This window comes from Streptomyces sp. NPDC055239, assembly GCF_053606205.1.
The window spans coordinates 24560-45526 of record NZ_JBSGRD010000025.1; the positions used below are offsets into that span (position 1 = coordinate 24560).

Below are 20967 nucleotides of genomic sequence, written 5' to 3' on the forward strand. Positions count from 1 at the left end.
TTCCACTGATTTCTAATGCGGTCTGTCAAGCCGCGAGAGCGGTGGGCGGCACGGTGGTGCGTCTGATCAGCGAGGGGCAGGGCGAAGCGGGGCCGGCGCGGTGCGCGTGAGCGGTGAGCACGGCGCAGCCTTTCGGGTTTTCCAGGTAGGGGGCTCCTGCTTCCAGCTGCGCCCGCTGCTTGCCGTTGACCCATTGCGCCACTGCCCCGTCCGCCATCAGTCGCCGTGCGGGCATCAAGCTCCTACGTCAACGCGTCGTCCATGTGAATGATCGTGGTTCATGGGGCGGGGAGATCTCACGGATGCGCAGTGGACTGTGCTGGCGCCGTTGTTGCCGACGGGGACGAAGGCGGGGCGGCCGCCCCTCTGGCCGCGGCGGCAGCTGATCGACGGCATACGGTTTCGGGTCAGGACCGGTGTTCCGTGGCGGGACGTGCCCGTCGAGTACGGACCGTGGGCCCGGGTCTACGACTCGTTCCGCCGCTGACAGCGGGACGGCACCTGGCACCGGCTCCTCACCCGGCTCCAACCCCTGGCCGATGCGAAGGGTGCGCTCGTGTAGGACCTGAGCATCGACTCCACGGTGTGCCGCGCTCATCAGCATGCAGCCGGAACCCGGAAACGGGGCTACTGCAAAAGGAACCACCCGGCGGTGTCTTCACCGAGCCCCGTGATCACGGACTGGGACGCTCGCGCGGCGGGTTCATCACCAAGCTGCACTTGGCTGTCGAGCAGGGACAAAATCCACTAGCGATCGCGGTGACGGCCGGGCAGCGTGGCGACTCACCGCAGTTCGAGGCCGTGCTGGAGAAAGTTTGCGTCCCCCGCTTCGGCGTGGGCCGGCCACGCATCCGCCCCCATCGCGTCCTGGCCGACAAGGCCTACACATCCCATGTCAATCGCCGCTACCTGTGACGACGCGGCATCCAGCGCACCATCCCCGAACGCCTCGGCCAGTAAAAGCACCGCAAGAACCGCGGCACCCGAGGCGGCAGGCCCCTCGCCTTCGACAGCGGGCCTTGACCCTTGCTGCTGGACACACGAGACACTGGATCCTGAGGATCTGAGAACGGACATCTCGTCGATCCGCCGCGTCGACAGGCCGGGGCACAGGCTCGAGTGCCAGCAGCGGCCCAGCCGCTGAATCACCCGGCACACGGTCGAGGAGGAGATCCCGAACAGCGGCGCCAACTGCCGCATGGTCAGGTTCGTGCGGTAGTACGCGGCCACCACCAGCACCCGTTCGGCCAGCCGAAGGCCCCACGGCCGGCCCCGCAAGGTCCCGTTCCCCGGTCCCGGACCGTCTCCATCGATGTGGTGAACGACGTCGTCTCAGAGGCTCGGCGCCGCCGTCTCTGGGGAGACTATTGGATTAGTCTCAGCATCCTGGCGCTCCCCGCCCCCGGCGACGAACTCGATACCCTCGTCGCGCACGCCTCCAGTGAATCCGCGGGCCGCCTCCTCAATACGTCCCGAGCTGTCGTCAGCACAGCCATGGCCAAGCTGCGTCTGTCGGAGTTGGAAGACACTGGCACGTCCTAGACACCGACAGAGATCGACGAGTACGACCAACTATCGCCTCAGCATGACGGTTTGACGCGTCTCCTCGCAGCCGTCACTGAAAGCCTGGCCGAACTCCGGGCCGCGTCGAGTGATCAAAGCGGTCTTGGCGATGTGCACTAGCTACCATCGCGCTGCTGCGGGCTGCAAGTACTTGTCCTCGATGGAATCCGTGAAGACTCCGCCAGCCGCCTGGGGGGGGCGAGCGCCTACTCTCCTCCCATACCGCCTTCCTAGATCTCGCTGGTGGGGTGCTGAAACGTCTGCACTGCTGGAATCCAGCAGTGTCGTGAGTCGGTCACTGCCCATAGCGCGAAACCCGTGTCGAGTTGAGACGCGCGCTGCACAATCAGGATAGAAGGACATGCTGTTCGGATCCGGCTCGGGCCGGACGGCCCCCTGCGAAGCGGCTTCGACGTGGAAGGTGCAGATGTCGAATGGCCCATGATGATGCCTATCACTAGCCCTCCGAACTGCTGGAGCTGTTGATCGAGCTGGTACCACGGCTAAGCCGAAGCGAGGACGGAGTTTTGGGATTCCTGCGCGGATCGGGCGTCAGTGAGGGATTGCTCGCGGCGCACCGACAACAGCTCGCCGCGGACAGATAAACGATCAGCAAATACAAGATCGTTCGCACCGTACTCAGTCAGATCAAAGAGCAGGGCGACGTCGGCTTGGAGGTTCGCAGAGAGGTACTCAAGCGGGCGGTCGAGTTCGAAGACTTCTCCACATTATGGCCGGACGATCGGCTGCCAGTTCAAGGGCTTCAGGCGAACGTGCGAAGCCTGGTGAACGCCAAAGATTCCTGCACGCGGATGAGCCAGGAACGCATCGTGGAGCGAGCAGCTCGTTTCGCGGCACGCACCGAAGAGTTGGAGCGCCTGGCTCGTCGGCGCGCGAAGTTTCGAGCGCTTCGAGGTCGACTCGCCGAACTCTTCCACGAAGTCGACCCACGGAGGATAGGCGCTGCCCTGGAAGGCGTGCTGAACGATGCGTTCAAGACCGAAGGGATCCTGATCAGGGAGTCCTTTGTACTGCGCAGCGAGGGGGCATCCGGCCGAGCAGATTGACGGTGCGCTGGAAATGGACGGGTCTCAGTACGTGGTGGAGATCAAGTGGTGGGATGAGCCTGTTGAGATCAACGCGATGAGTCGCAGTCGCCACCTGGTTCGGGTCTACGGACGTTCGGAAGTCCGCGCGCTGTTCATCTCGCGATCCGGTTTTACTGGGCCGGCCATCAAGGAAAGCGAGCGGGCCCTGAGCCAGCGAGTTTTCGTTCTCGGTGAGCTGCGGGAACTCGTACTCCTACTTGAACAGGAAGGCGATGTCGCGAACTGGCTGCGCGAGAAGGTCCGCTTCGCTCAGCTCGATCGTCGCCCCCTGGCCTTGGCGTGCTGTTTGGCGTAGGGCGCGGTGTGGGCGGTGGGTATTGCAGTGCTTTTCGTATGCGGTCAGTACGGTGCGTAGGTGCCGTTCGTTGGTGATCAGTGTGCGGTCGAGGAGGTCGCGGCGGCATCCGCCGATCCAGCGCTCGATGTACGCGTTCGCCCGCGGGGCCCGCACGGGAGTGAGTACTACCTGGATGGTCTCAGATGCGAGGACGGCGTCTGAGTCGACGTATCGAGTCTGGGCGAATCTGTCTGAGCCCTGCGGTCGGCCTGGAAAACGCTGCGGCCTGGTTGTTCACCCCGCGACGGAACACAGCGAACTGCAGGCACGATTGTGGTGGGGTGTAGCTCGTGGCTACCGCGAACTCGTCGCGAGCGTGAAGGCCGTCTTCGGCATCACGCAGGCCAGAAGGGCCCAGGCAAAGAACATCGTCCGCAGCTGAGGGGAAGCCGTCCTGCAAGGTACCCACGATAGGCACCCGAGGCGGATGGGAGCTCAGCCTCCGGTCACAGCCGTCGCCCACACCGCGGCGACGATGGAGACCGCCGCGAGCGTCAGTATCGCGGTTCGTGCCACCCCGTACCCGCCCGACACGGGCCATCGGGCCGGACCGTCGCATTCTTCGCTGCTGGAGAGGCGCCTTCGGGCGCACGGCACGATGTCCTTTGCCTGCTCCGGCCGACACCGCTCGCAAAGCGGCCGAGAGGGAGAGTTAACCATCAGCCAGTACACATCTGACAGCGCGGCCGGAACGACAGGGCCCAAGACGCCGTCACCCTTCTCGCCTCGTTCCATACCTGAGGCAACGAACCCACTATGGCGAGGAAACGGCCCCATCCACCCCGCCCAGCACATCCACCCAGGAGCGGGCAAGGGAACGCATGAAGCTTGACCAGATCTGGAGCGGCTTCACCGGCAGGGAAAGCCTGCACCTGCTGAAAATGTCGTCCATGAAGCTCAGAAGCCTGGTCGGGGTGGTGCGGCAGGATGAGCACTCGTGCTGCTTCGTCTCGCATACCCGGCCGTCACCAACCTGTTAGCCGCATTGCGGCTGCTACCAATGAGCGACCGCGACAAGGACGCGGAAATCCTCGCCCTGCGCCACCAGATCACCGTCCTGGATCGGCAGCTCGGTACGGAACGCGTGAAGCTCGCTTCTGGCGACCGAGCGTTCCTCACCGCTCTGCTGGTGCCCCTGCCCCGTCAGGTCCTGCGCCGGCTCCGGCTACTGGTCCAACCCGACACCGCGCTGCGCTGGCACCGCGACCTGATCAAATGGCGCCATGCCCGCACCTGTGGCCGACGAGGCCGGGCCAACCATCCACCGTCCGCTCCATCCGTGCACTGGTCCTGCGCCTGGTCCGGAAAACCCTTCGTGGGGCTACCCCAGGGTGCACGGCGAACTCGCCACCCTCAGCGTCCAGTCGCCGCCTCCACCGTCTGGGAAGTCCTCACCTCCGAAGGCATCGACCCGGCGCCCGATCGGGCCGACACCACCTGGGCCGACTTCCTACGCTCCCAAGCCGATGCCCTCCTGGCCTGCGACTTCATCGAGGCCATCACCCTGACCGGCAGGCGTCAGTACATCCTCGCCGTCATTGAGCACGCCACCCGCCGCGTCCGGATCCTCGGCACCGCTGCCCACCCCAGCGCGGCCTGGGTCAGTCAAGCCGCCCGCAACCTGGCCATGGACCTGACGGATGCGAATGCCACCGACGCGTACCTGATCCGGGACCGGGACGCGAAGTACCCCGCCCTCTTCGACGACATCCTGAGCGAGATCGGCATCCAAGTCGTACGCACCGGCATACGAATCCCGCGCATGAACGCCATCATGGAACGCTGGGTCCAGACCTGCCGCCACGAACTACTGGACCGCACCCTCATCTGGAACGAACGCCATCTGCACTACGCCAGTTCGAACGGCACTACAACCTCCACCAGCCCCACCAAGCGATAGACCAGGCAGCACCCCTGCAACCATTCACCCGCATACAGATCACCCACCTCTACGTACACCGAAGAGATCGCCTCAGCGGAGTTCTGCACGAGTACCAACATGCCGCTTCAACTGCACGGATGGGGTTTTCGGCAGGCGCACTCGGTTGGTTCTCGGCCACGAGCAAGCGGACCAAGCTCGTGCTCGATGCCCTCGACAACGCACTCATGAAATCCCAGATCGGCCTCTACAAAACGGAGCTGATCAAACCCCGCAAGCCCTGGCGTGGCCTCGCCGACATCGAACTCGCCACCGCGGAATGGGTCGACTGGTTCAATCACCAACGGCTCCACTGTGCGACCGGCGACACCCCGCCCACGAGTACGAGATTAACTACTACGCTCAACACCAGCCCGGCCTAGCGGCCGGAGTCAACGCATAGAGACTCCACCAATCCCGGAGCGGTTCACTCTGTGTCAGGCGATTGCTGTGAGTTGGCCTCGTGATGTCGTCTCATGTCCGTTCGACCATCTTCCTCCGCGGCTGCTGGGCACGGGGTGGGTCCGCAAGCGCTCAACGCGTTCACGCTCTCAGCGGTATGGTCGGGTTCCGCCTCCGCCCGAATGAGTACTTGATAGATGTACACCCATTGCCAGAACCCGGCCACCGCCAGTCCTTTGGCACATGGAAAGCCACATAACTCACCAACTCATTCTGCAGGTGATCTCCATGCCTTCCTCGGCTTGTCCGCCGTCGAGCAACGACAACTCCGGCCCTGGCCTCCCCAAGTATGCATGTGTGTTGCTCCAGCCCACGTTCGCGTCATGACGCTCCAGCCCCCTGTCCGCGCATTGGACTTCGACCGGCTCAAGGAAACGGTTGACCAAGTCCTATTGGACTTCCTGACTTCCAAGTCCGAGGAGGCCGCCGATGAAGCTCACCTTCCGGATCTTGCTGCTCCGTTGAAGGACTTCCTGGCCGCGGGCGGCAAACGCATCCGGCCGCTCCTTGCCATGGTGGGCTGGCACGCCACAGGCACGCACAACGATCCGCGCACCGCGTACCATCTGGCAGCTTCCCTGGAACTCTTCCACGCCTTCGCGCTCATTCATGACGACGTCATAGACCAGTCCGATACCCGCCGCGGCCGGCCAGCTATCCACCGTTCCCAGGCAGCGCAACACAACAAATCCGCTGCGGCTGGCCGGTTCGGAGAGGGAGCAGCCATCTTCATCGGTGACCTCGCCCTCATCTGGTCCCACGAGCTCCTCCACCGGGGCAACCCCAGCACAGCACAACTGGCGCGCATCCTTCCGCTGCTGGAACGAATGCGCACCGAGGTGATCCAGGGCCAGTACCTTGACCTCATCGCCGCAGTCCACCAGCAGAGCGCTGTCGATGCAGCCCTGGCTGTGACCCGCTACAAGACCGCTAAGTACACCATTGAGCGCCCCTTGTCTCTAGGGGCAGCCCTTGCCGGCGCCGACAACGACCTGAGCCAGACGCTGTCCGCCTTCGCATTGCCACTCAGCGAGGCCTTCCAGCTCCGGGAGGACCATCTTGGTGTCTTTGGCGATCCCAAGGCCACCGGGAAGTCTGCCCTGGACGACCTACGCGAAGGCAAGGCCACCGTCCTGATCGCCCTCACTCTTCAGCGTGCCTCCCGCACCCAAGCCGACCAGCTACGGCAGCTTCTGGGCTGTCCTACCCTCACTGATGACCAGGCCGGAACGGCCCGGCGCATTGTCGTTGCCACCGGCGCCGACCGCGTCGTTGAAGACATGATCGCCGAGCGGCACAAGCAGGCCCTCGGCCATCTGGAGCGGGCGCCGCTGGAGCCGGAGATCGCTGACACATTGCGCCGCCTTGCCGACTCTGCCGTCAGGAGGCTCACCTGACGCACAAGGCCAGGTGCGCCACTCCTTCGTCAGCCCGGTGGCCATCGGGAGGCGGTACTGCGGACCCTGGATGCGGAGGCGGCCGTCCGCTCCCGCTGGCCTGGGGTCTTCTCTCTGCTCACGCCAGTACGTTGCGGTAGGACAGGTGCATGCGCAGCTGAGCCAGCGAATCACACCAGAAGGAGAAGCGCCCGTCTGGCGAGAGCTAGGAAGGCGGTACTGCGTGAACTGACCTAAGAGGGCGGTATGTAAGTGCATAGGTGATTTGCCGGGACCTGAACGTGTGGCAGCACGGTATCCCGGCCGGTCGGCGGGCTCGGGCGTGCTGGGCTAAGCACTGTGAACGAACGCAAGCCCTACAAGACCGACCTGTCCGATGCGCAGTGGGCGCTGGTCGAGCCGGTGATCGCCACGTGGAAGGCCGCGCACCGCTCGGTCAGCGGTCACCAGGGCCGGTACGAGATGCGGGAGATCGTCAACGCGCTCCTTTAACAGGGCCGCACAGGCTGCCAGTGGGACCTGCTTCCGCACGGGATGTCCGCCATGCGTCGTTCGGCAGCCCGGTCTGGTCGGTGCCGTCGTCACGCCACTTCTTCACCGCCCCGACCGGAGGCGGGTCGTGGGAGAGGTAGTCCCACTGGCAGCCGGTACGGGACTGGTAGAGCAGGGCGTTGACGATCTCCCGCATCTCGTAGGCACCCTGGTGGCCGCTGACGGAGGCATGCTAAGCCGTCCAGGAGACGATGGCGGGCTCGATCAGGGCCCACCGCTCATCGGATAAGTCGCTCTTGTAGGGCTGGCGGTCGCTCACGAGGACCACTCCACCACGATAGGGCTCCCCGATCAGTCCCGATACACCTGTGCCACACATTCCAGCGACAACGAAAGTGGCATCACTTCACATATCGCCCTCTAACTGGCTCTGACAAAAGCTGCTGATCATGAGACTGTCGGCTTGCCGTCTCGTAGGTTTGGTTATGGGAAACCGTCCGTCGCGGCCGTGGGTCGTGTCAGACGAACTGTGGTCGCTCATCGCTCCGTTGCTGCCGCAGCCGGGTCCGAAGAAGGTCGAGGGCAGACCGCAGGTGCCGGACCGGCAGGCGTTGTGCGGGATCTTGTTCGTGCTCTACACCGGCGTCCAATAGGAGTACCTGCCGCAGGAGTTGGGCTTCGGCTCGGGCATGACGTGCTGGCGGCGCCTGGCCGCCTGGAACGAGGCCGGCGTCTGGGACCAACTACACGTCGCGCTGCTGAAGAAGCTGCGGTCGGCGGACCAGTTGGACTGGTCGCGGGCGGTGATCGATTCCTCGCACGTGCGGGCCGCTCGGCGAGGCCCAAAAGCGGGCCCAGCCCGGTCGACCGCGCCCGGCCGGGCAGCAAGCACCACGTCTTCACCAACGGCCGGGGGATCCCGCTCGCAGTGTCACTGACCGGCGGCAACCGCAACGACGTCACCCAACTCCTGCCCCTGCTCGACAAGATCCCGGCCGTCGCCGGTCTTGTCGGTCGACCACGGCGCCGGCCGGACATGCTCTTCGCCGACCACGGCTACGACCACGACAAGTACCGGCGTCTGCTGCGGGCCCGCGGCATCCGCCCAGCGATCGCCGAACGCGGCCAGCCACACGGCACCGGCCTGGGCACCTTCCGCTGGGTCGTGGAACGGACGAACTCCTGGCTGCACGGCTTCCGCCGCCTACGCATCCGCTGGGAACGACGCGACGACATCCACGAAGCATTCCTCAGCCTCGCCGCCTGCCTGATCACCTACCGCCACGTCCAACGCCTCTGTTAGCACCTCTAAGCGGTACAGCCAGTGAAACGCAGTCGAGGCTGGCCTCGTAGTCGCCGAACCCACGCCGTGAAGGATGTTGAAAGCGTTGAACACACATGACATTCGCGCGCATACAGGACTCTGGAGTCCAGTGGCAGGCCCCCGGTACACAGGCAACCATCGACCGATCTCGATGGACATGTTTTCCGACACGTTCTCGCAAGCGGATTCACTCCTGCCCGGCACTGGCACGCCATCTGTGACGCGTGCCAGTGGTTGCCGCGACCCGGCGATGAGTTCACAACGTCACAAGCTTTCAACGCGTTCACGCACCCGCATGCTGTGAAGCCTTGCCCGCACAGCGCGTGATTGGTCTTCTGACAAGGAATGATGTCGGCCCTCCGGTCCCACCACTGGAGTGCCCCTGGTGATGAGGTGTGCATGCAACAGGGTGATCAGTCCTCGTCAGAGCGCTTGCCGAGGGATGCAGATATTCCAGCCCCCCCCACATGGAGTAACTGAATCGATGAACACCATTGCCGTGATCGGGATTGCATGCCGGTTGCCAGGAGCGCCTGATCCACGGGCCTTCTGGAGGGTGCTGTCCGCCGGGGAAAGTCATGTCACCGAGGCACCCGCTGGGCGATGGGACTCAGCCGATCCAAGTGTCCGGCTGGGCGGATTCATCGACGACATCGATCGCTTCGACGCCGCCTTCTTCCGCATCTCACCCAACGAGGCTGCCGCTACCGACCCCCAGCAACGGCTGATGCTGGAGATCGCGTGGGAGGCCCTGGAGGATGCGCGAATCGTTCCCGGCACCCTTGCCGGGTCCAAGACGGGCGTCTTTGTCGGCGCGATGTGGGACGACTACGCAACCCTGGTGTACAGGCATGGCACCGCGGCACTCACGCCGCACACGATCACGGGGCTGCATCGCAGCATTGCCGCCAACCGAATCTCCTACGCCCTGAATCTCAGCGGTCCCTCTCTCAGCGTCGACTCGGCGCAGTCGTCGGGGCTGGTAGCGGTTCACATGGCGGTGCAGAGTCTGGTTCGGGGGGAGTCCTCGCTGGCCGTCGCGGGCGGGGTGAACCTGAACATCCTCGCGGAGAGTACCGCGACCGCGCAGCGGTTCGGCGGACTGTCTCCCGACGGGCGCTGTTACACCTTCGACGCACGGGCCAACGGCTACGTGCGCGGCGAGGGGGCCGCAGCTGTGGTGCTCAAACCCCTCGATGAGGCGTTGACAGACGGTGACCCGATCTACTGCGTGATCCGGGGTAGCGCCGCCAACAGCGACGGTGCCACCCCGGGGCTGACCGTGCCGAGTGCCGAGGCTCAGGCTCAACTGCTGCGTGAGGCCTATGCGGCGGCCAAAATCGCTCCCGCGAGCGTCCACTATGTGGAACTGCACGGGACGGGTACGCGCGTGGGCGACCCGGTCGAGGCCGCAGCTCTGGGTGAGGCACTCGGAGCCGGCCGCGCTGGAGGCACTCCGTTGTGGGTGGGCTCGGTGAAGACCAACATCGGTCACCTGGAAGGTGCGGCAGGCACGGTGGGCCTGCTCAAAACTGCCCTCGCCATCAAGCATCGCCAGTTGCCGCCGAGTCTCAACTTCACAACCCCTAATCCAGCGATTCCCCTTGATGAACTCGGCCTGCGAGTACAGCGCGAGCTGACCGACTGGCCCTCCGACCGCCTTGTCGCGGGCGTGAGCTCCTTCGGCATGGGCGGCACCAACTGCCACATGGTCCTCACTGGACCGCACACCATGGACCAGGTCACGCCCGCGAGTGCGCGCAATGCCCCTGCTCGGAGCGCCGGAGGCCGAATTCGCCGCAGTTCGACCAGTCGGCCGTCGCATGAGGGCGGTACCCGGCCCGGTGGGGAGGCGGCGGCGTACGCGCTGAGCGCCCGCAGCCTTCAGGCGTTACGGGGCCAGGCTGCTCGCCTGGCCCGTGTGGTGGAGTCCAACGACCCGGCCAATCTGGCGCTGTCACTGATCACCACGCGGACCCACTTCGAGCACCGGGCAGTCGTGCTCGGCGCCGGCATCGAGGCGCTGACAGCCTTGGCAGAGGGCGAGCCGAGCGGCAACGTGGTCACCGGGACCGTGGCGCAGGGCCGCACGGCCGTCATGTTCACCGGACAGGGAAGTCAGCGTTTGGGCGCTGGGCGCGAGCTTTACCGCACCGAACCCGTGTTCAAGGCCGCGCTCGACGAGATTGCCTCGCATATCGACTTCCCGTTGTTGGACGTGATGTTCGGTGAAGGCGACGCTGACGCGCAGCGGCTTGACCGCACTGCTTTCACCCAGCCCGCTCTGTTCGCGCTGGAGGTGGCCCTCTACCGGTTGATGCGGTCCCATGGTGTCCAGGTGGACCTGCTCATCGGTCACTCGATCGGAGAGATCGCCGCCGCCCACGTAGCCGGCGTGCTGTCTTTGGCCGACGCCTGCACCCTGGTCGTGGCGCGGGGCCGCCTGATGGAGAGCGCGTATGCGGGTGGCGCGATGATGGCCATCGAGGCCACCGAGGAAGAGGTGGGCCCGACGCTCACGGACGGCGTCGACCTGGCCGCCGTCAACGCTCCGAACGCGATCGTCGTCTCGGGAGATCATGACTCTGTGATGTCGATGGGTGCGCGCTGGAAGAAGCGCGGCCGCCGCATCCGGCAGTTACGCGTCTCACATGCTTTCCACTCCTCTCACCTCAACCCGATCCTGGATGAGTTCCGTGCAGTGGCCGAGGCGCTGACCTACCGTCCACCGAGCCTTCCGATCGTGTCCAATGTGTCCGGTGAGCTGGATGGGGATGAACTCTGCACAGCCGACTACTGGGTGCGGCACATGCGCGGCACGGTCAGGTTCGCCGCTGGCGTGCAGACTCTGCGGGCAGCGGGAGCCGTGCGCTTCCTCGAACTGGGGCCCGACCCGGCCCTGGGGCCCATGGTCACCGCCGCCCTGGTGGATGGGCCGGCCGAGGTGGTGTCGGTACTGCAGGCCCAGCGTGCGGAGGACCAGTCGGTGCGGTCGGCACTCGCCCAGCTGTGGGTGACCGGCGGTGCGGCCGACTGGCGCTCGGTCTTCGCTCCGCCATCGGCGCAGACCGTGGACCTCCCTACGTATGCCTTCGACCGCGAACGTCACTGGTTTGACGCCGCGGCCGCATTCGTGCCGGCCGAGCTGCCGGCCGCCCAGCCCGCTACGGCGATACCTGTCCGCTCCGATCGGTCCATGCTCGAACTCGTGCGCACCACGGCCGCGATCGTCCTGGGGCACACGGGCGCCGACGCGATCGACCCCGAGACACCCTTCCGCGACCTGGGTTTCGACAGCATCAGTGCCGTGCAACTACGCGGCAAGCTGCAAGCGTCGACAGAGATGCGGCTGAGCCCGACACTGATCTTCGACTACCCCACCCCGGCGATGCTCGCCCGGTACCTGGCCGGAGGCAGCGAGGCCGCCTCCGAGGAGGACGTGACGCCGGCTGCGCCCGCAGAGCCGGTGGCCATTGTGGCGATGAGCTGCCGTTACCCCGGTGAGGCGGACACCCCGGAGAAGTTGTGGAGCATCGTCTCCAAGGGCGTCGATGCGATCAGCGACTTCCCCGTCAACCGCGGCTGGGATATCGACGCCCTGTTCGACGCCGATCAGGACCGGGCCGGGCACACCTACACGACCAAGGGCGGCTTCCTGCACGACGCGAACACGTTCGATGCGTCGTTCTTCGGAATCAGCCCCCGGGAGGCCACCGCCATGGACCCCCAGCAGCGACTGCTGCTGGAGAACTCCTGGGAGGCGTTGGAGCGAGCCGGGATCGATCCGCGGTCGTTGCGCGGCAAACGGATTGGCGTCTTCGCGGGCGCCATGGCACAGGACTACGGGCCGCAACTGCACGAGGCGGCCGACGGCTTCGATGGGTACCTGCTTACCGGATCGACCACCAGCGTGGCCTCCGGGCGGATCGCCTACACGCTGGGACTGGAGGGACCGGCCCTCACCATCGACACCGCCTGCTCGTCGTCCTTGGTGGCGATGCACCTTGCCGTGCAGGCTCTGCGGCAGGGCGAATGCACGATGGCGCTTGCCGGCGGTGTTGCTGTGATGTCCAGCCCGGGCATGTTCGTCGAGTTCAGCCGCCAGCGCGGGCTTTCCCGCGATGGCCGCTGCAAGGCGTTCGGAGCGGACGCGGACGGCACCGGTTGGGCCGAGGGCTCGGGTCTGGTCCTACTCGAACGGCTCTCGGACGCCGTCACCCACGGACATCCGGTGCTGGCCGTGGTCCGCGGATCAGCCGTCAACCAGGACGGCGCCTCCAATGGCCTCACCGCACCCAACGGCCCCTCCCAGGAGCGGGTGATTCGGCAGGCTCTGGCGCAGGGTGGGCTGCGTCCCGCTGATGTGGATGTCGTGGAGGCCCACGGGACCGGCACCGTATTGGGCGACCCGATCGAGGCTCAGGCGCTGCTCAACACCTACGGCCAGGCACACTCCGCGGACAATCCCCTGTGGATCGGATCGCTCAAGTCCAACATCGGCCACACCCAGGCGGCCGCCGGGGTTGGCGGGGTCATCAAGATGGTGTCCGCCCTGCGGCACGGCACCCTCCCGCCAACGCTGCACGCCGCCGCACCCTCCCCACACATTGACTGGTCCTCGGGGCAGATGGCCCTGTTGACCAAGGCCCGCCCTTGGCCGATGCTCGACCGGCCGCGCCGCGCCGCGGTCTCCTCCTTCGGGATATCCGGCACCAACGCCCACATGATCATCGAGTCCTACCCGGGTGTCTCCCCCGCTGCACAACCCGCGGCGCCCACCCCCTCCGCGGCCGTGGCGGTGCCTCTGGCGGCACGATCGCCTGACGCGTTGCGCAACCTGGCGAGCTGGGTGGCAAAGGCACCGTTTACCTCGGTCGCCTCGATAGCGCAGACGCTGACGCGCCGCACCGCATTTGAACACCGGTCCGTAGTGGTCGCCGCCGACCAGGAGGGACTGCTCGCCGGCCTGGCCGCGCCGGCCTGCACGGAGACCCGTCCGCCGGGCAAGACCGTATTCGTCTACCCGGGCCAGGGTGCTCAGTGGGTCGCCATGGCCGCCTCCCTCCTGGACACCTCCCCCGTATTCGCCGACGCCGTCGAGGAGTGCGCGACCGCCCTGGCGCCGTACATCGGCTGGGACCTGCACGACACCTTGCGCCACGGCACCGGCCTGGAGCGAGTCGACGTGGTCCAACCGGCACTGTTCGCCATGATGGTCTCGCTCACCGCCCTGTGGCGGCACCACGGCGTGGTGCCCGACGGGGTGGTCGGCCACTCCCAGGGCGAAATTGCCGCCGCCTACGTCGCCGGCGCCCTGTCTCTCGACGATGCCGCCAAGGTAGTGGCGCTGCGCAGCAAAGCCATCACGACGCTGGCCGGACACGGTGGGATGACGGCCGTTCCTGCCTCAGCCGACGAGACGGCGCGGCTCATCGAACCATGGGCCGGCCGGATCTCGATCGCCACGATCAACGGCCCCCAGGCGACGGTCATCTCCGGCGAGGTGGCAGCGCTCGACGAGTTCCACGCCACCTATGAACGAGCCCGGCGCATCCCGGTGGACTACGCCTCACACTCGCACTACGTCGAGGAGATCCACGCAACCCTGCTGCACGACCTGGACGGTCTGAGCCCGCGAACCCCGGCGATCGAGTTCCACTCGACAGTCGGTGGGCAGGTCACCTTCGACGCGGACTACTGGTACCGCAACCTTCGCCAGACCGTCCACTTCGCACCCACCATCGCCGGGCTATCGGAGTACACAACGTTCGTCGAGGTCAGCCCGCACCCGATTCTCACCGGAGCCGTTCAGGACACCGTGGAGGACGGCATCGTCATCGGGACACTGCGACGCGACCACGGCGGCCTGGAGCAGTTCCTGACGGCGCTCGGCGAGGTCTGGGCGCACGGCGGCTACGTCGAGTGGCATACACCCGACGCCGAACCGGCCGCCCTGACTACCTATCCGTTCCAACGCGAGTCCTACTGGCTGACCCCGAAGACCGCCCCCGGGAGCCTTGGACCGGCCGGGTTGTCCGAGGCCGAGCACCCCCTGCTCGGGGCAGCCCTGGAGCGGGCGGACGGAGACGGGCTCCTCCTGACGGGACGGCTGGACCTGCGCACCCACCCCTGGCTGGCGGACCACTGCGTGCTGGACACGGTGCTGCTGCCCGGCACCGCGTTCGTCGAGATCGCCCTCCACGCCGGTGCCCGGTTGGGCGCCGGCTCGCTCGACGAATTGACGCTTGAGGCCCCGCTGGTGCTGGGTGAGCGTGCGGCCGTGGACGTGCAGGCGGCCGTGAGCGCTCCCGATTCGCAGGGCAGTTGCACCCTGAGCATCTACTCCCGACCGTCCGCCGTGCCGGACGCGACCTGGACCCGGCATGCCTTCGGCAGTCTGTCCCCTGCAACGGCTCCGGCCTCCGCCCCGAGCGAGCCGTGGCCGCCTGCCGACGCCGTGCCCGTCGACGTCACCAGCGTGTACCCCCACCTGCTGGCCGCCGGATACGCTTATGGACCCGCCTTTCAGGGCCTGCACGCGGCCTGGCGCCGCGGCGATGACATCTTCGCTGAAGTGCGCCTGCCCGAAGGCGAAGCAGACTCCTTCGGCATCCACCCGGCCCTGCTCGACGCGGTCCTGCACCCCATCGTGGCCCTGACCGGCCCCACTCCGGCCGGGGGCCCCCGACTGCCGTTCGCCTGGACCGGCGTGCGCCTGCACGCCGTCGGCGCGACATCCTTGCGCGCCCATATCACCAGTACTTCGGCCGGTGTCGCCCTCACCATGACTGACCCGGCCGGCGGGCTCGTCGCCACGGTGGAGTCCTTGGCTCTGCGCCCAGCTCCCAGCGACCTCACCGCGGCCGCGACCACCGATCCGCTCTACGCCGTCGCCTGGACCCCCACCACCCTCCCCACTGCCCCGGCCCTGCCCGATCTCACCGTCCTGACCTGCGTCCACCCCAGCTCAACCCCAGGGCTCACCGCCTCCGGCAAGAAGCGCGGGCGAGCCGGCACCCGCCCGAACGAGGTGACGCCGATCTCTGTCACGGGCGCCGCGGACAACGCAGCCGCGGAAGAATCGAGCCCCACAGTCAACGGCTCGCCCCTGGACAACGGCGCGCCCCTGGACAACGAGGGACTCAAGAGCCCGTCAGTCGGGCGACCCGGTGATAACACCCGGCCGGCGGTGGCCGACGCCGATTCCACGCAACCAGCGGCATCTCTTCACGCCGTGCTGGCCCAGGTTCAGTCGTGGCTGGCGTCCGAGGGCCCACAGGGGCGGCACCTCGCCATCGTCACACACGGGGCAGTGGCCGTCTCCCCGGGAGAAGCGGTCTCGCCAGAGGCCGCCGCGATCTGGGGCCTCATACGCACCGCTCAAGCCGAGAACCCTGGCCTGCTCACGCTGGTCGATCTCCCCCTGGACCAGATACCGGGGCCGGTATCGACGGTTCACGACGACTCCGGGCCCAAGGCCACACCTGTACGGGCACCGTCCAGCAGCGCCCCTCTTCCCGAGCCCTTCACCACCGTGGTCGACACCGGTGACGGAAAGAGCACGACCTATGCGCCCTCGCCCGACCTGTCGGTCGCTGCGCTCATCGCGGCGGCCGTGGCACTGAACGAGCCACAGCTAGCGGTCCGCGGTCAGACCGTTCACACAGCCCGGCTGCGGACCCTGCCAACCACGGGCGAACAGCTCGCTCTTGACCCCGACAAGACAGTCCTGATCACCGGTGGCACCGGTGGTCTGGGCCGCCTGATCGCCCGACACCTGGCGACGGCGTACGGAGTGAGGAACCTGCTCCTGCTCAGCCGCCGGGGCGCCAACGCCCCCGGGGCTGACAGCCTGGCCGAGGAGATCGGGGCGCATTTGACCGTCGTGGCCTGCGATGTCGGCGACCGTGACCAGATGGCCGGCGTCCTCGCGTCCATACCGGATGACCGGCCCTTGCAGGCCGTCATCCACACGGCCGGGGTGCTGGACGACACTGTGTTCGGTTCACTGACACCGTCCCGGCTCGATGGCGTGTACTGGCCCAAGGCCGACGGGGCGCGGATCTTGCACGAGCTCACCGCTGAGATCGACCTCGCGGCGTTCGTGCTCTTCTCGTCGGTCACAGCGACCCTGGGCAGTGCCGGACAAGGCAACTACACCTGCGCCAACGGCTACCTCGATGGCCTTGCCGCCCTGCGCCGGTCCCAGGGCCAGGCAGCGACAAGCCTGTCCTGGGGCCTATGGGCGCACGAGAGCGGGATGACCGCACATCTCGACGAGGCCGACCGGGGTCGGATGTCGCGCGGCGGCATCGCGGCGATGCCGACCGAACTGGGGCTGCGCCTGTTCGACGCCGCCCTGCGGACCGGTCAACCCCACGTGGTTCCCGCCCTGCTTGACCTGCCTGCGCTACGCGCGCTGGCTGCCGCAGGCAGCCTCCCCGCGCTGCTGCGCGGTCTCGTGCGGCTACCGGCCCGGCGAGCCGCAAGCACTGCACAGGCCGATCGCTCCTGGGAGTCGAGGCTGGCCCCGCTGCCCCAGGAGCAGCGGACGGAGCTGGTGTTGGATCTCGTCCGCGCCACCGCGGCATCCGTACTCGGGCACTCGTCGGCGTCCACGGTTGACGCCGGTCGGGCATTCAAGGCGCTCGGTTTCGACTCATTGACGTCGGTGCAGTTCCGCAACCGGCTCGTCGCCGAAACCGGGCATCGCTTCCCGGTGACGATCGTGTTCGACCACCCGACGCCGCGGACCATGGCCGAGTACCTGGTGACCCAGCTCACCGGAAACACAGCGGAGCCGACAGCTGCCAACGCACTGCCCGAGGAAGAGTCCGCACCGCAGGATCCGATCGCGATCGTGGGCATGGCGTGCAGGCTGCCCGGCGGCGCGAACACGCCCAGCGGCCTGTGGGATCTCGTGGCCCGCGGCCAAGACGCCCTGGCACCGTTCCCCGTCGACCGGGGATGGGATCTCGATGCGCTCCACGACAGCGATCCGGACCAGACCGGCACCGTACGGACCAAGTACGGCAGCTTCCTGACGGACGTGGGCGGGTTCGATGCGGCGTTCTTCGGGATATCACCGCGCGAGGCTCTGACGATGGAGCCTCAGCAGCGGCTCTCGCTTGAGGTCGCATGGGAGGCGTTCGAGCACGCGGGTATCGATGTCGAATCCCTGCGCGACACCGCGACCGGGGTGTTCATCGGCGCCATGCGCAATGACTACGGGCCCGCCCTGGGCGACCTGCCGGCCGATCTCGAGGGCAGCTCGATGACCGGAACCGCTGGAAGCGTGCTGTCCGGTCGTGTCTCGTACCAGTTCGGTCTGTCAGGGCCCGCACTGACGGTGGACACCGCCTGCTCCTCATCGTTGGTGGCGATGCACCTGGCTGTGGGATCCCTGCGCACAGGTGAATGTTCCATGGCCTTGGCGGGCGGGGTGACGGTGATGTCCACGCCGCGGACGCTTGTTGAGTTCTCCAGGCAGCAGGGCCTGTCGGCGGACGGCCGGTGCAAGGCCTTCGCCGCGGCAGCGGACGGAACCGGCTTTGGTGAAGGTGCGGGGCTGCTCGTTTTGGAGCGGCTGTCGGACGCCCGGCGACGGGGGCACCGCGTGTGGGCGGTCATCCGCGGAACAGCCGTGAACCAGGACGGGTCCAGCAACGGGTTGACCGCTCCCAACGGCCCGGCCCAGCAGAAGGTCATCGGGGCCGCTCTGGCCGATGCCCAACTGACCGCCGCGGACGTGGATGTGGTCGAAGCACACGGCACCGGCACCACGCTCGGGGACCCCATTGAGGCCACAGCGCTCCTGGCCACGTACGGGCAGGAGCGGCTGGCACGCGCGGAAGGCGGAGTGCTCCCGCTCTACCTGGGATCGCTGAAGTCGAACATCGGCCACACACAGGCCGCCGCCGGTGTCGCCGGAGTCATCAAGATGGCCATGGCGATGCGCCACGGAACCGCTCCGAAGACCCTCCACGTCGACGCCCCCTCCCCGCACGTGGACTGGGCCCCCGGTACCGCGGAACTGCTGACCGAATCCGTGCCGTGGCCGGCAACGGGACGGCCACGGCGGTGCGGCGTGTCGTCCTTCGGCATCAGCGGCACCAACGCCCACGTGATCCTTGAGGCCCCCGACGAGGTCACATCCCCAGCCTCGGGTGAACCGCCCGAGGACAGCCGGCAGCGATCAAGTCTGCCCGGTGATGTGCTGGCGCTTCCCTTGTCGGCCCGAAGCGGTGCCGCACTCAAGGGCTTCGCCAGGCGGCTTCATGAACACCTCGGCAACCCTGCGGCGAATGACCGGCCGGCGGACCTGGCGTTCACGCTCGCGACGGCCCGCCACGTGTTCGATCACCGGGCTGTTGTGCTCGGATCCGATATCGCACAGGTGCGTCATGGGCTCGAAGCGCTTGCCGAGGGCAGGCCAACAGCGGCGGTCGTCCAAGGAATCAGCGGTGACAGTACTAAGTACGCGTGTCTGTTCACCGGTCAGGGCGGCCAGCAGGCAGGCATGGGCCACGAGCTGCACCGAGTCTTCCCTGTCTTCGCTCAGGTCATCGACGCGGTGTGTACCACCGTCGACCCGGTACTGAAGCGTCCACTGCGCGAGGTCATGTTCGCACCGCGCGGGACAGAGAACGCCCGGCTGCTGAATGAAACCCACTACACCCAGATTGCGCTCTTCGCTTTCGAGGTGGCTCTTTTCCGACTCCTCGAGTCCTGGGGAGTGAAGCCCGACTACCTTATGGGGCACTCGCTCGGCGAACTCGTGGCCGCACACGTCGCAGGGGTCCTGACCCTGGAGGACGCAGCCATCCTGGTGGCGGCGCGAGGCCGGCTGATGCAAACCCTGTGCCCAGGCGGTGCCATGGTCGCGGTTGCCGCACCGGAGGAGGAGATCGCGCCGCTGGTCCAGGACCGCGGTGGCAGCGTTGCCCTGGCCGCCGTCAACGGACCTGCATCCGTCGTCCTGTCCGGCGACGTAGAACCTGTGCTGCACCTTGCCGGGACACTGAAGTCCCGCGGCTACGCAACGCACCGCCTGAAGGTGAGCCGGGCCTTCCATTCCCACCATATGGCAGCCGTCGCCGAGGAATTCCATGCGATCGCCGCGCCCCTCAGCTTCGCTGCGCCCCGCATCCCCATCATTTCCAACGTCACGGGCCGTGTTCTCACCGCAGACGAAGCATCGTCGCCGGACTACTGGGCCGCTCACATCGGCAAGCCGGTCCAGTTCTACAACGGCATCCGCTACCTGCACACCGAGGGTGTCAACCAGTATCTGGAAGTCGGCCCCGACGCCGTCCTGTCGGCCATGGCCCAGGAAGCCCTCGCCGGGCAACCCGCAGCACCCCTGACCATCGCCACCCAACGACGAGGACAACCGCAGACCGGCACCCTCGCAACGGCGGTGGCCGAGGCCCACGTCACCGGCATGACGAAGGTGAACTGGAACGCGCTGCTCCCCCCACAGTGCGCCGTTCAGCCCGACGTACCCACCTACCCCTTCGAGCATCAGCGGTACTGGCTTGAGGCCACAGCCGGTTCCCCGCCGCCCGCAACGATCCCTCAGGAGTTCACGGGGCAGTTCTGGTCGGCGGTGGAGAACCACGACATCGCCGCGCTGGGCGCCGCCATCGGCGCCGGCCTGACCTCCGACAACACCCTCGCCGAACTGATCCCGGCCCTTGCCTCCTGGCATGCGGGTGCCACGGCTGCATCCCCGACCGACTCGCCGCGCGACCGCACAACCCTGTCCACGGTCCAGGATCCCGCATCGCCGGACGACGCCCTTACGGTGCGGGAATCACTCGCCGGTCTTTCCTTGAACGAGCAGCGGGACTACCTGACCAACCTGGTACGAGGTGAGTCAGCGGCCGTGCTCCGCTACGCAACCCCCGACGACGTCCCCACCGAACAACCCCTCAAAGACCTCGGCATGGACTCGCTGGGCGCCATCTCCCTTACCAAGCGCCTGCGTTCCGTGACCGGGCTGGAGCTGTCGAACACACTGACCTTCAACTTCCCCACTGCAGCCGGAATAGCCGAGTACCTGCGCACGGAGATGGCGGTCCCGACGTCCGACTCACCATCGTGGGACACCGAACTCGACAAACTCCAATCCGCGCTGGCTGAATTCTCCGGAAGCCAGACCGAACGCGGCACCATCGAAGCCAGACTCAAAGCCCTTCTAGCGAGGATCGCAGGAGTCACGCAGGCCCCACAGGGGACGCATTCCGGGGCCGACCTTGAGGCTGCCACCGCCGACGAACTGTTCGCCTTCATCGACAACGGCACCCAACAGAGCGACCACCGCGCCGACCATCACGACTAGAAGCGAAGAGGGGCCGAAGAGC

The 20967-nt window shown here is 66.8% G+C and carries 8 protein-coding genes and 6 pseudogenes; 10 read left to right on the top strand and 4 right to left on the bottom strand.

The features are described from left to right. Positions 1-25: 25 nt before the first annotated feature. Positions 26-235: a hypothetical protein gene (locus tag ACWFRJ_RS43405; protein ID WP_453544408.1), complete on the bottom strand. Its 210-nt coding sequence runs from the start codon at positions 233-235 to the stop codon at positions 26-28. A gap of 45 nt (positions 236-280) precedes the next feature. Here ACWFRJ_RS43405 and ACWFRJ_RS43410 point away from each other — a divergent pair, with 45 nt between their 5' ends. Both ACWFRJ_RS43410 and ACWFRJ_RS43415 read left to right on the top strand, forming a co-directional pair. Continuing rightward, positions 281-487, top strand: a complete 207-nt coding sequence (locus ACWFRJ_RS43410; RefSeq protein WP_453544410.1) for a transposase — start codon at positions 281-283, stop codon at positions 485-487. A 98-nt stretch (positions 488-585) separates the two neighbouring features. Continuing rightward, positions 586-915, top strand: a complete 330-nt coding sequence (locus ACWFRJ_RS43415; RefSeq protein ID WP_453544412.1) for a transposase — start codon at positions 586-588, stop codon at positions 913-915. Between the two features lie 187 nt (positions 916-1102). Here ACWFRJ_RS43415 and ACWFRJ_RS43420 read toward each other — a convergent pair. Then, positions 1103-1275 (bottom strand): annotated as a pseudogene (locus tag ACWFRJ_RS43420) (helix-turn-helix domain-containing protein); the annotation flags it as partial. A 959-nt stretch (positions 1276-2234) separates the two neighbouring features. Here ACWFRJ_RS43420 and ACWFRJ_RS43425 point away from each other — a divergent pair. Together ACWFRJ_RS43425 and ACWFRJ_RS43430 are read left to right on the top strand one after the other, a co-directional pair. Then, positions 2235-2630, top strand: coding sequence for a hypothetical protein (locus ACWFRJ_RS43425; RefSeq protein WP_453544414.1), 396 nt, complete (start codon positions 2235-2237; stop codon positions 2628-2630). Positions 2631-2661: 31 nt separating this feature from the next. Next, the gene (locus ACWFRJ_RS43430; protein ID WP_453544416.1) at positions 2662-2967 is read left to right on the top strand and encodes a hypothetical protein; all 306 of its coding nucleotides are present in this window, start codon (positions 2662-2664) and stop codon (positions 2965-2967) included. On the opposite strand, the gene ACWFRJ_RS43435 is transcribed toward ACWFRJ_RS43430, so the two are convergent. Beyond that, positions 2866-3123 (bottom strand): integrase core domain-containing protein, encoded by a 258-nt coding sequence (locus ACWFRJ_RS43435; RefSeq protein ID WP_453544418.1) that lies wholly within the window; start codon positions 3121-3123, stop codon positions 2866-2868. The two genes, ACWFRJ_RS43430 and ACWFRJ_RS43435, sit on opposite strands and share 102 nt — an antisense overlap. Positions 3124-3946: 823 nt before the next feature. Between ACWFRJ_RS43435 and ACWFRJ_RS43440 the strand changes: the two are divergent. The 4 genes and pseudogenes from ACWFRJ_RS43440 to ACWFRJ_RS43455 form a co-directional block, all read left to right on the top strand. Continuing rightward, positions 3947-5016 (top strand): annotated as a pseudogene (locus ACWFRJ_RS43440) (integrase core domain-containing protein); the annotation flags it as partial. Between the two features lie 87 nt (positions 5017-5103). Beyond that, positions 5104-5330, top strand: a pseudogene (locus tag ACWFRJ_RS43445) (integrase core domain-containing protein); the annotation flags it as partial. Positions 5331-5712: 382 nt separating this feature from the next. After that, positions 5713-6786: a polyprenyl synthetase family protein gene (locus ACWFRJ_RS43450; protein WP_453544420.1), complete on the top strand. Its 1074-nt coding sequence runs from the start codon at positions 5713-5715 to the stop codon at positions 6784-6786. A gap of 339 nt (positions 6787-7125) precedes the next feature. Then, positions 7126-7275, top strand: a pseudogene (locus tag ACWFRJ_RS43455) (transposase); the annotation flags it as partial. A gap of 76 nt (positions 7276-7351) precedes the next feature. Here ACWFRJ_RS43455 and ACWFRJ_RS43460 read toward each other — a convergent pair. Then, positions 7352-7597, bottom strand: a pseudogene (locus tag ACWFRJ_RS43460) (transposase); the annotation flags it as partial. A 166-nt stretch (positions 7598-7763) separates the two neighbouring features. On the opposite strand from ACWFRJ_RS43460, the pseudogene ACWFRJ_RS43465 reads away from it, so the two are divergent. Together ACWFRJ_RS43465 and ACWFRJ_RS43470 are read left to right on the top strand one after the other, a co-directional pair. Beyond that, positions 7764-8581: pseudogene (locus ACWFRJ_RS43465) on the top strand (IS5 family transposase). A 505-nt stretch (positions 8582-9086) separates the two neighbouring features. Then, positions 9087-20945 (top strand): type I polyketide synthase, encoded by an 11859-nt coding sequence (locus ACWFRJ_RS43470; RefSeq protein ID WP_453544422.1) that lies wholly within the window; start codon positions 9087-9089, stop codon positions 20943-20945. The last annotated feature ends 22 nt before the right edge of the window (positions 20946-20967 follow it).

Coding starts and splice junctions, on each gene's coding strand:
- ACWFRJ_RS43410 (WP_453544410.1), top strand. CDS start 281: ATGGGGCGGGGAGATCTCACGGATGCGCAGTGGACTGTGCTGGCGCCG.
- ACWFRJ_RS43405 (WP_453544408.1), bottom strand. CDS start 235: ATGCCCGCACGGCGACTGATGGCGGACGGGGCAGTGGCGCAATGGGTC.
- ACWFRJ_RS43470 (WP_453544422.1), top strand. CDS start 9,087: ATGAACACCATTGCCGTGATCGGGATTGCATGCCGGTTGCCAGGAGCG.
- ACWFRJ_RS43450 (WP_453544420.1), top strand. CDS start 5,713: ATGACGCTCCAGCCCCCTGTCCGCGCATTGGACTTCGACCGGCTCAAG.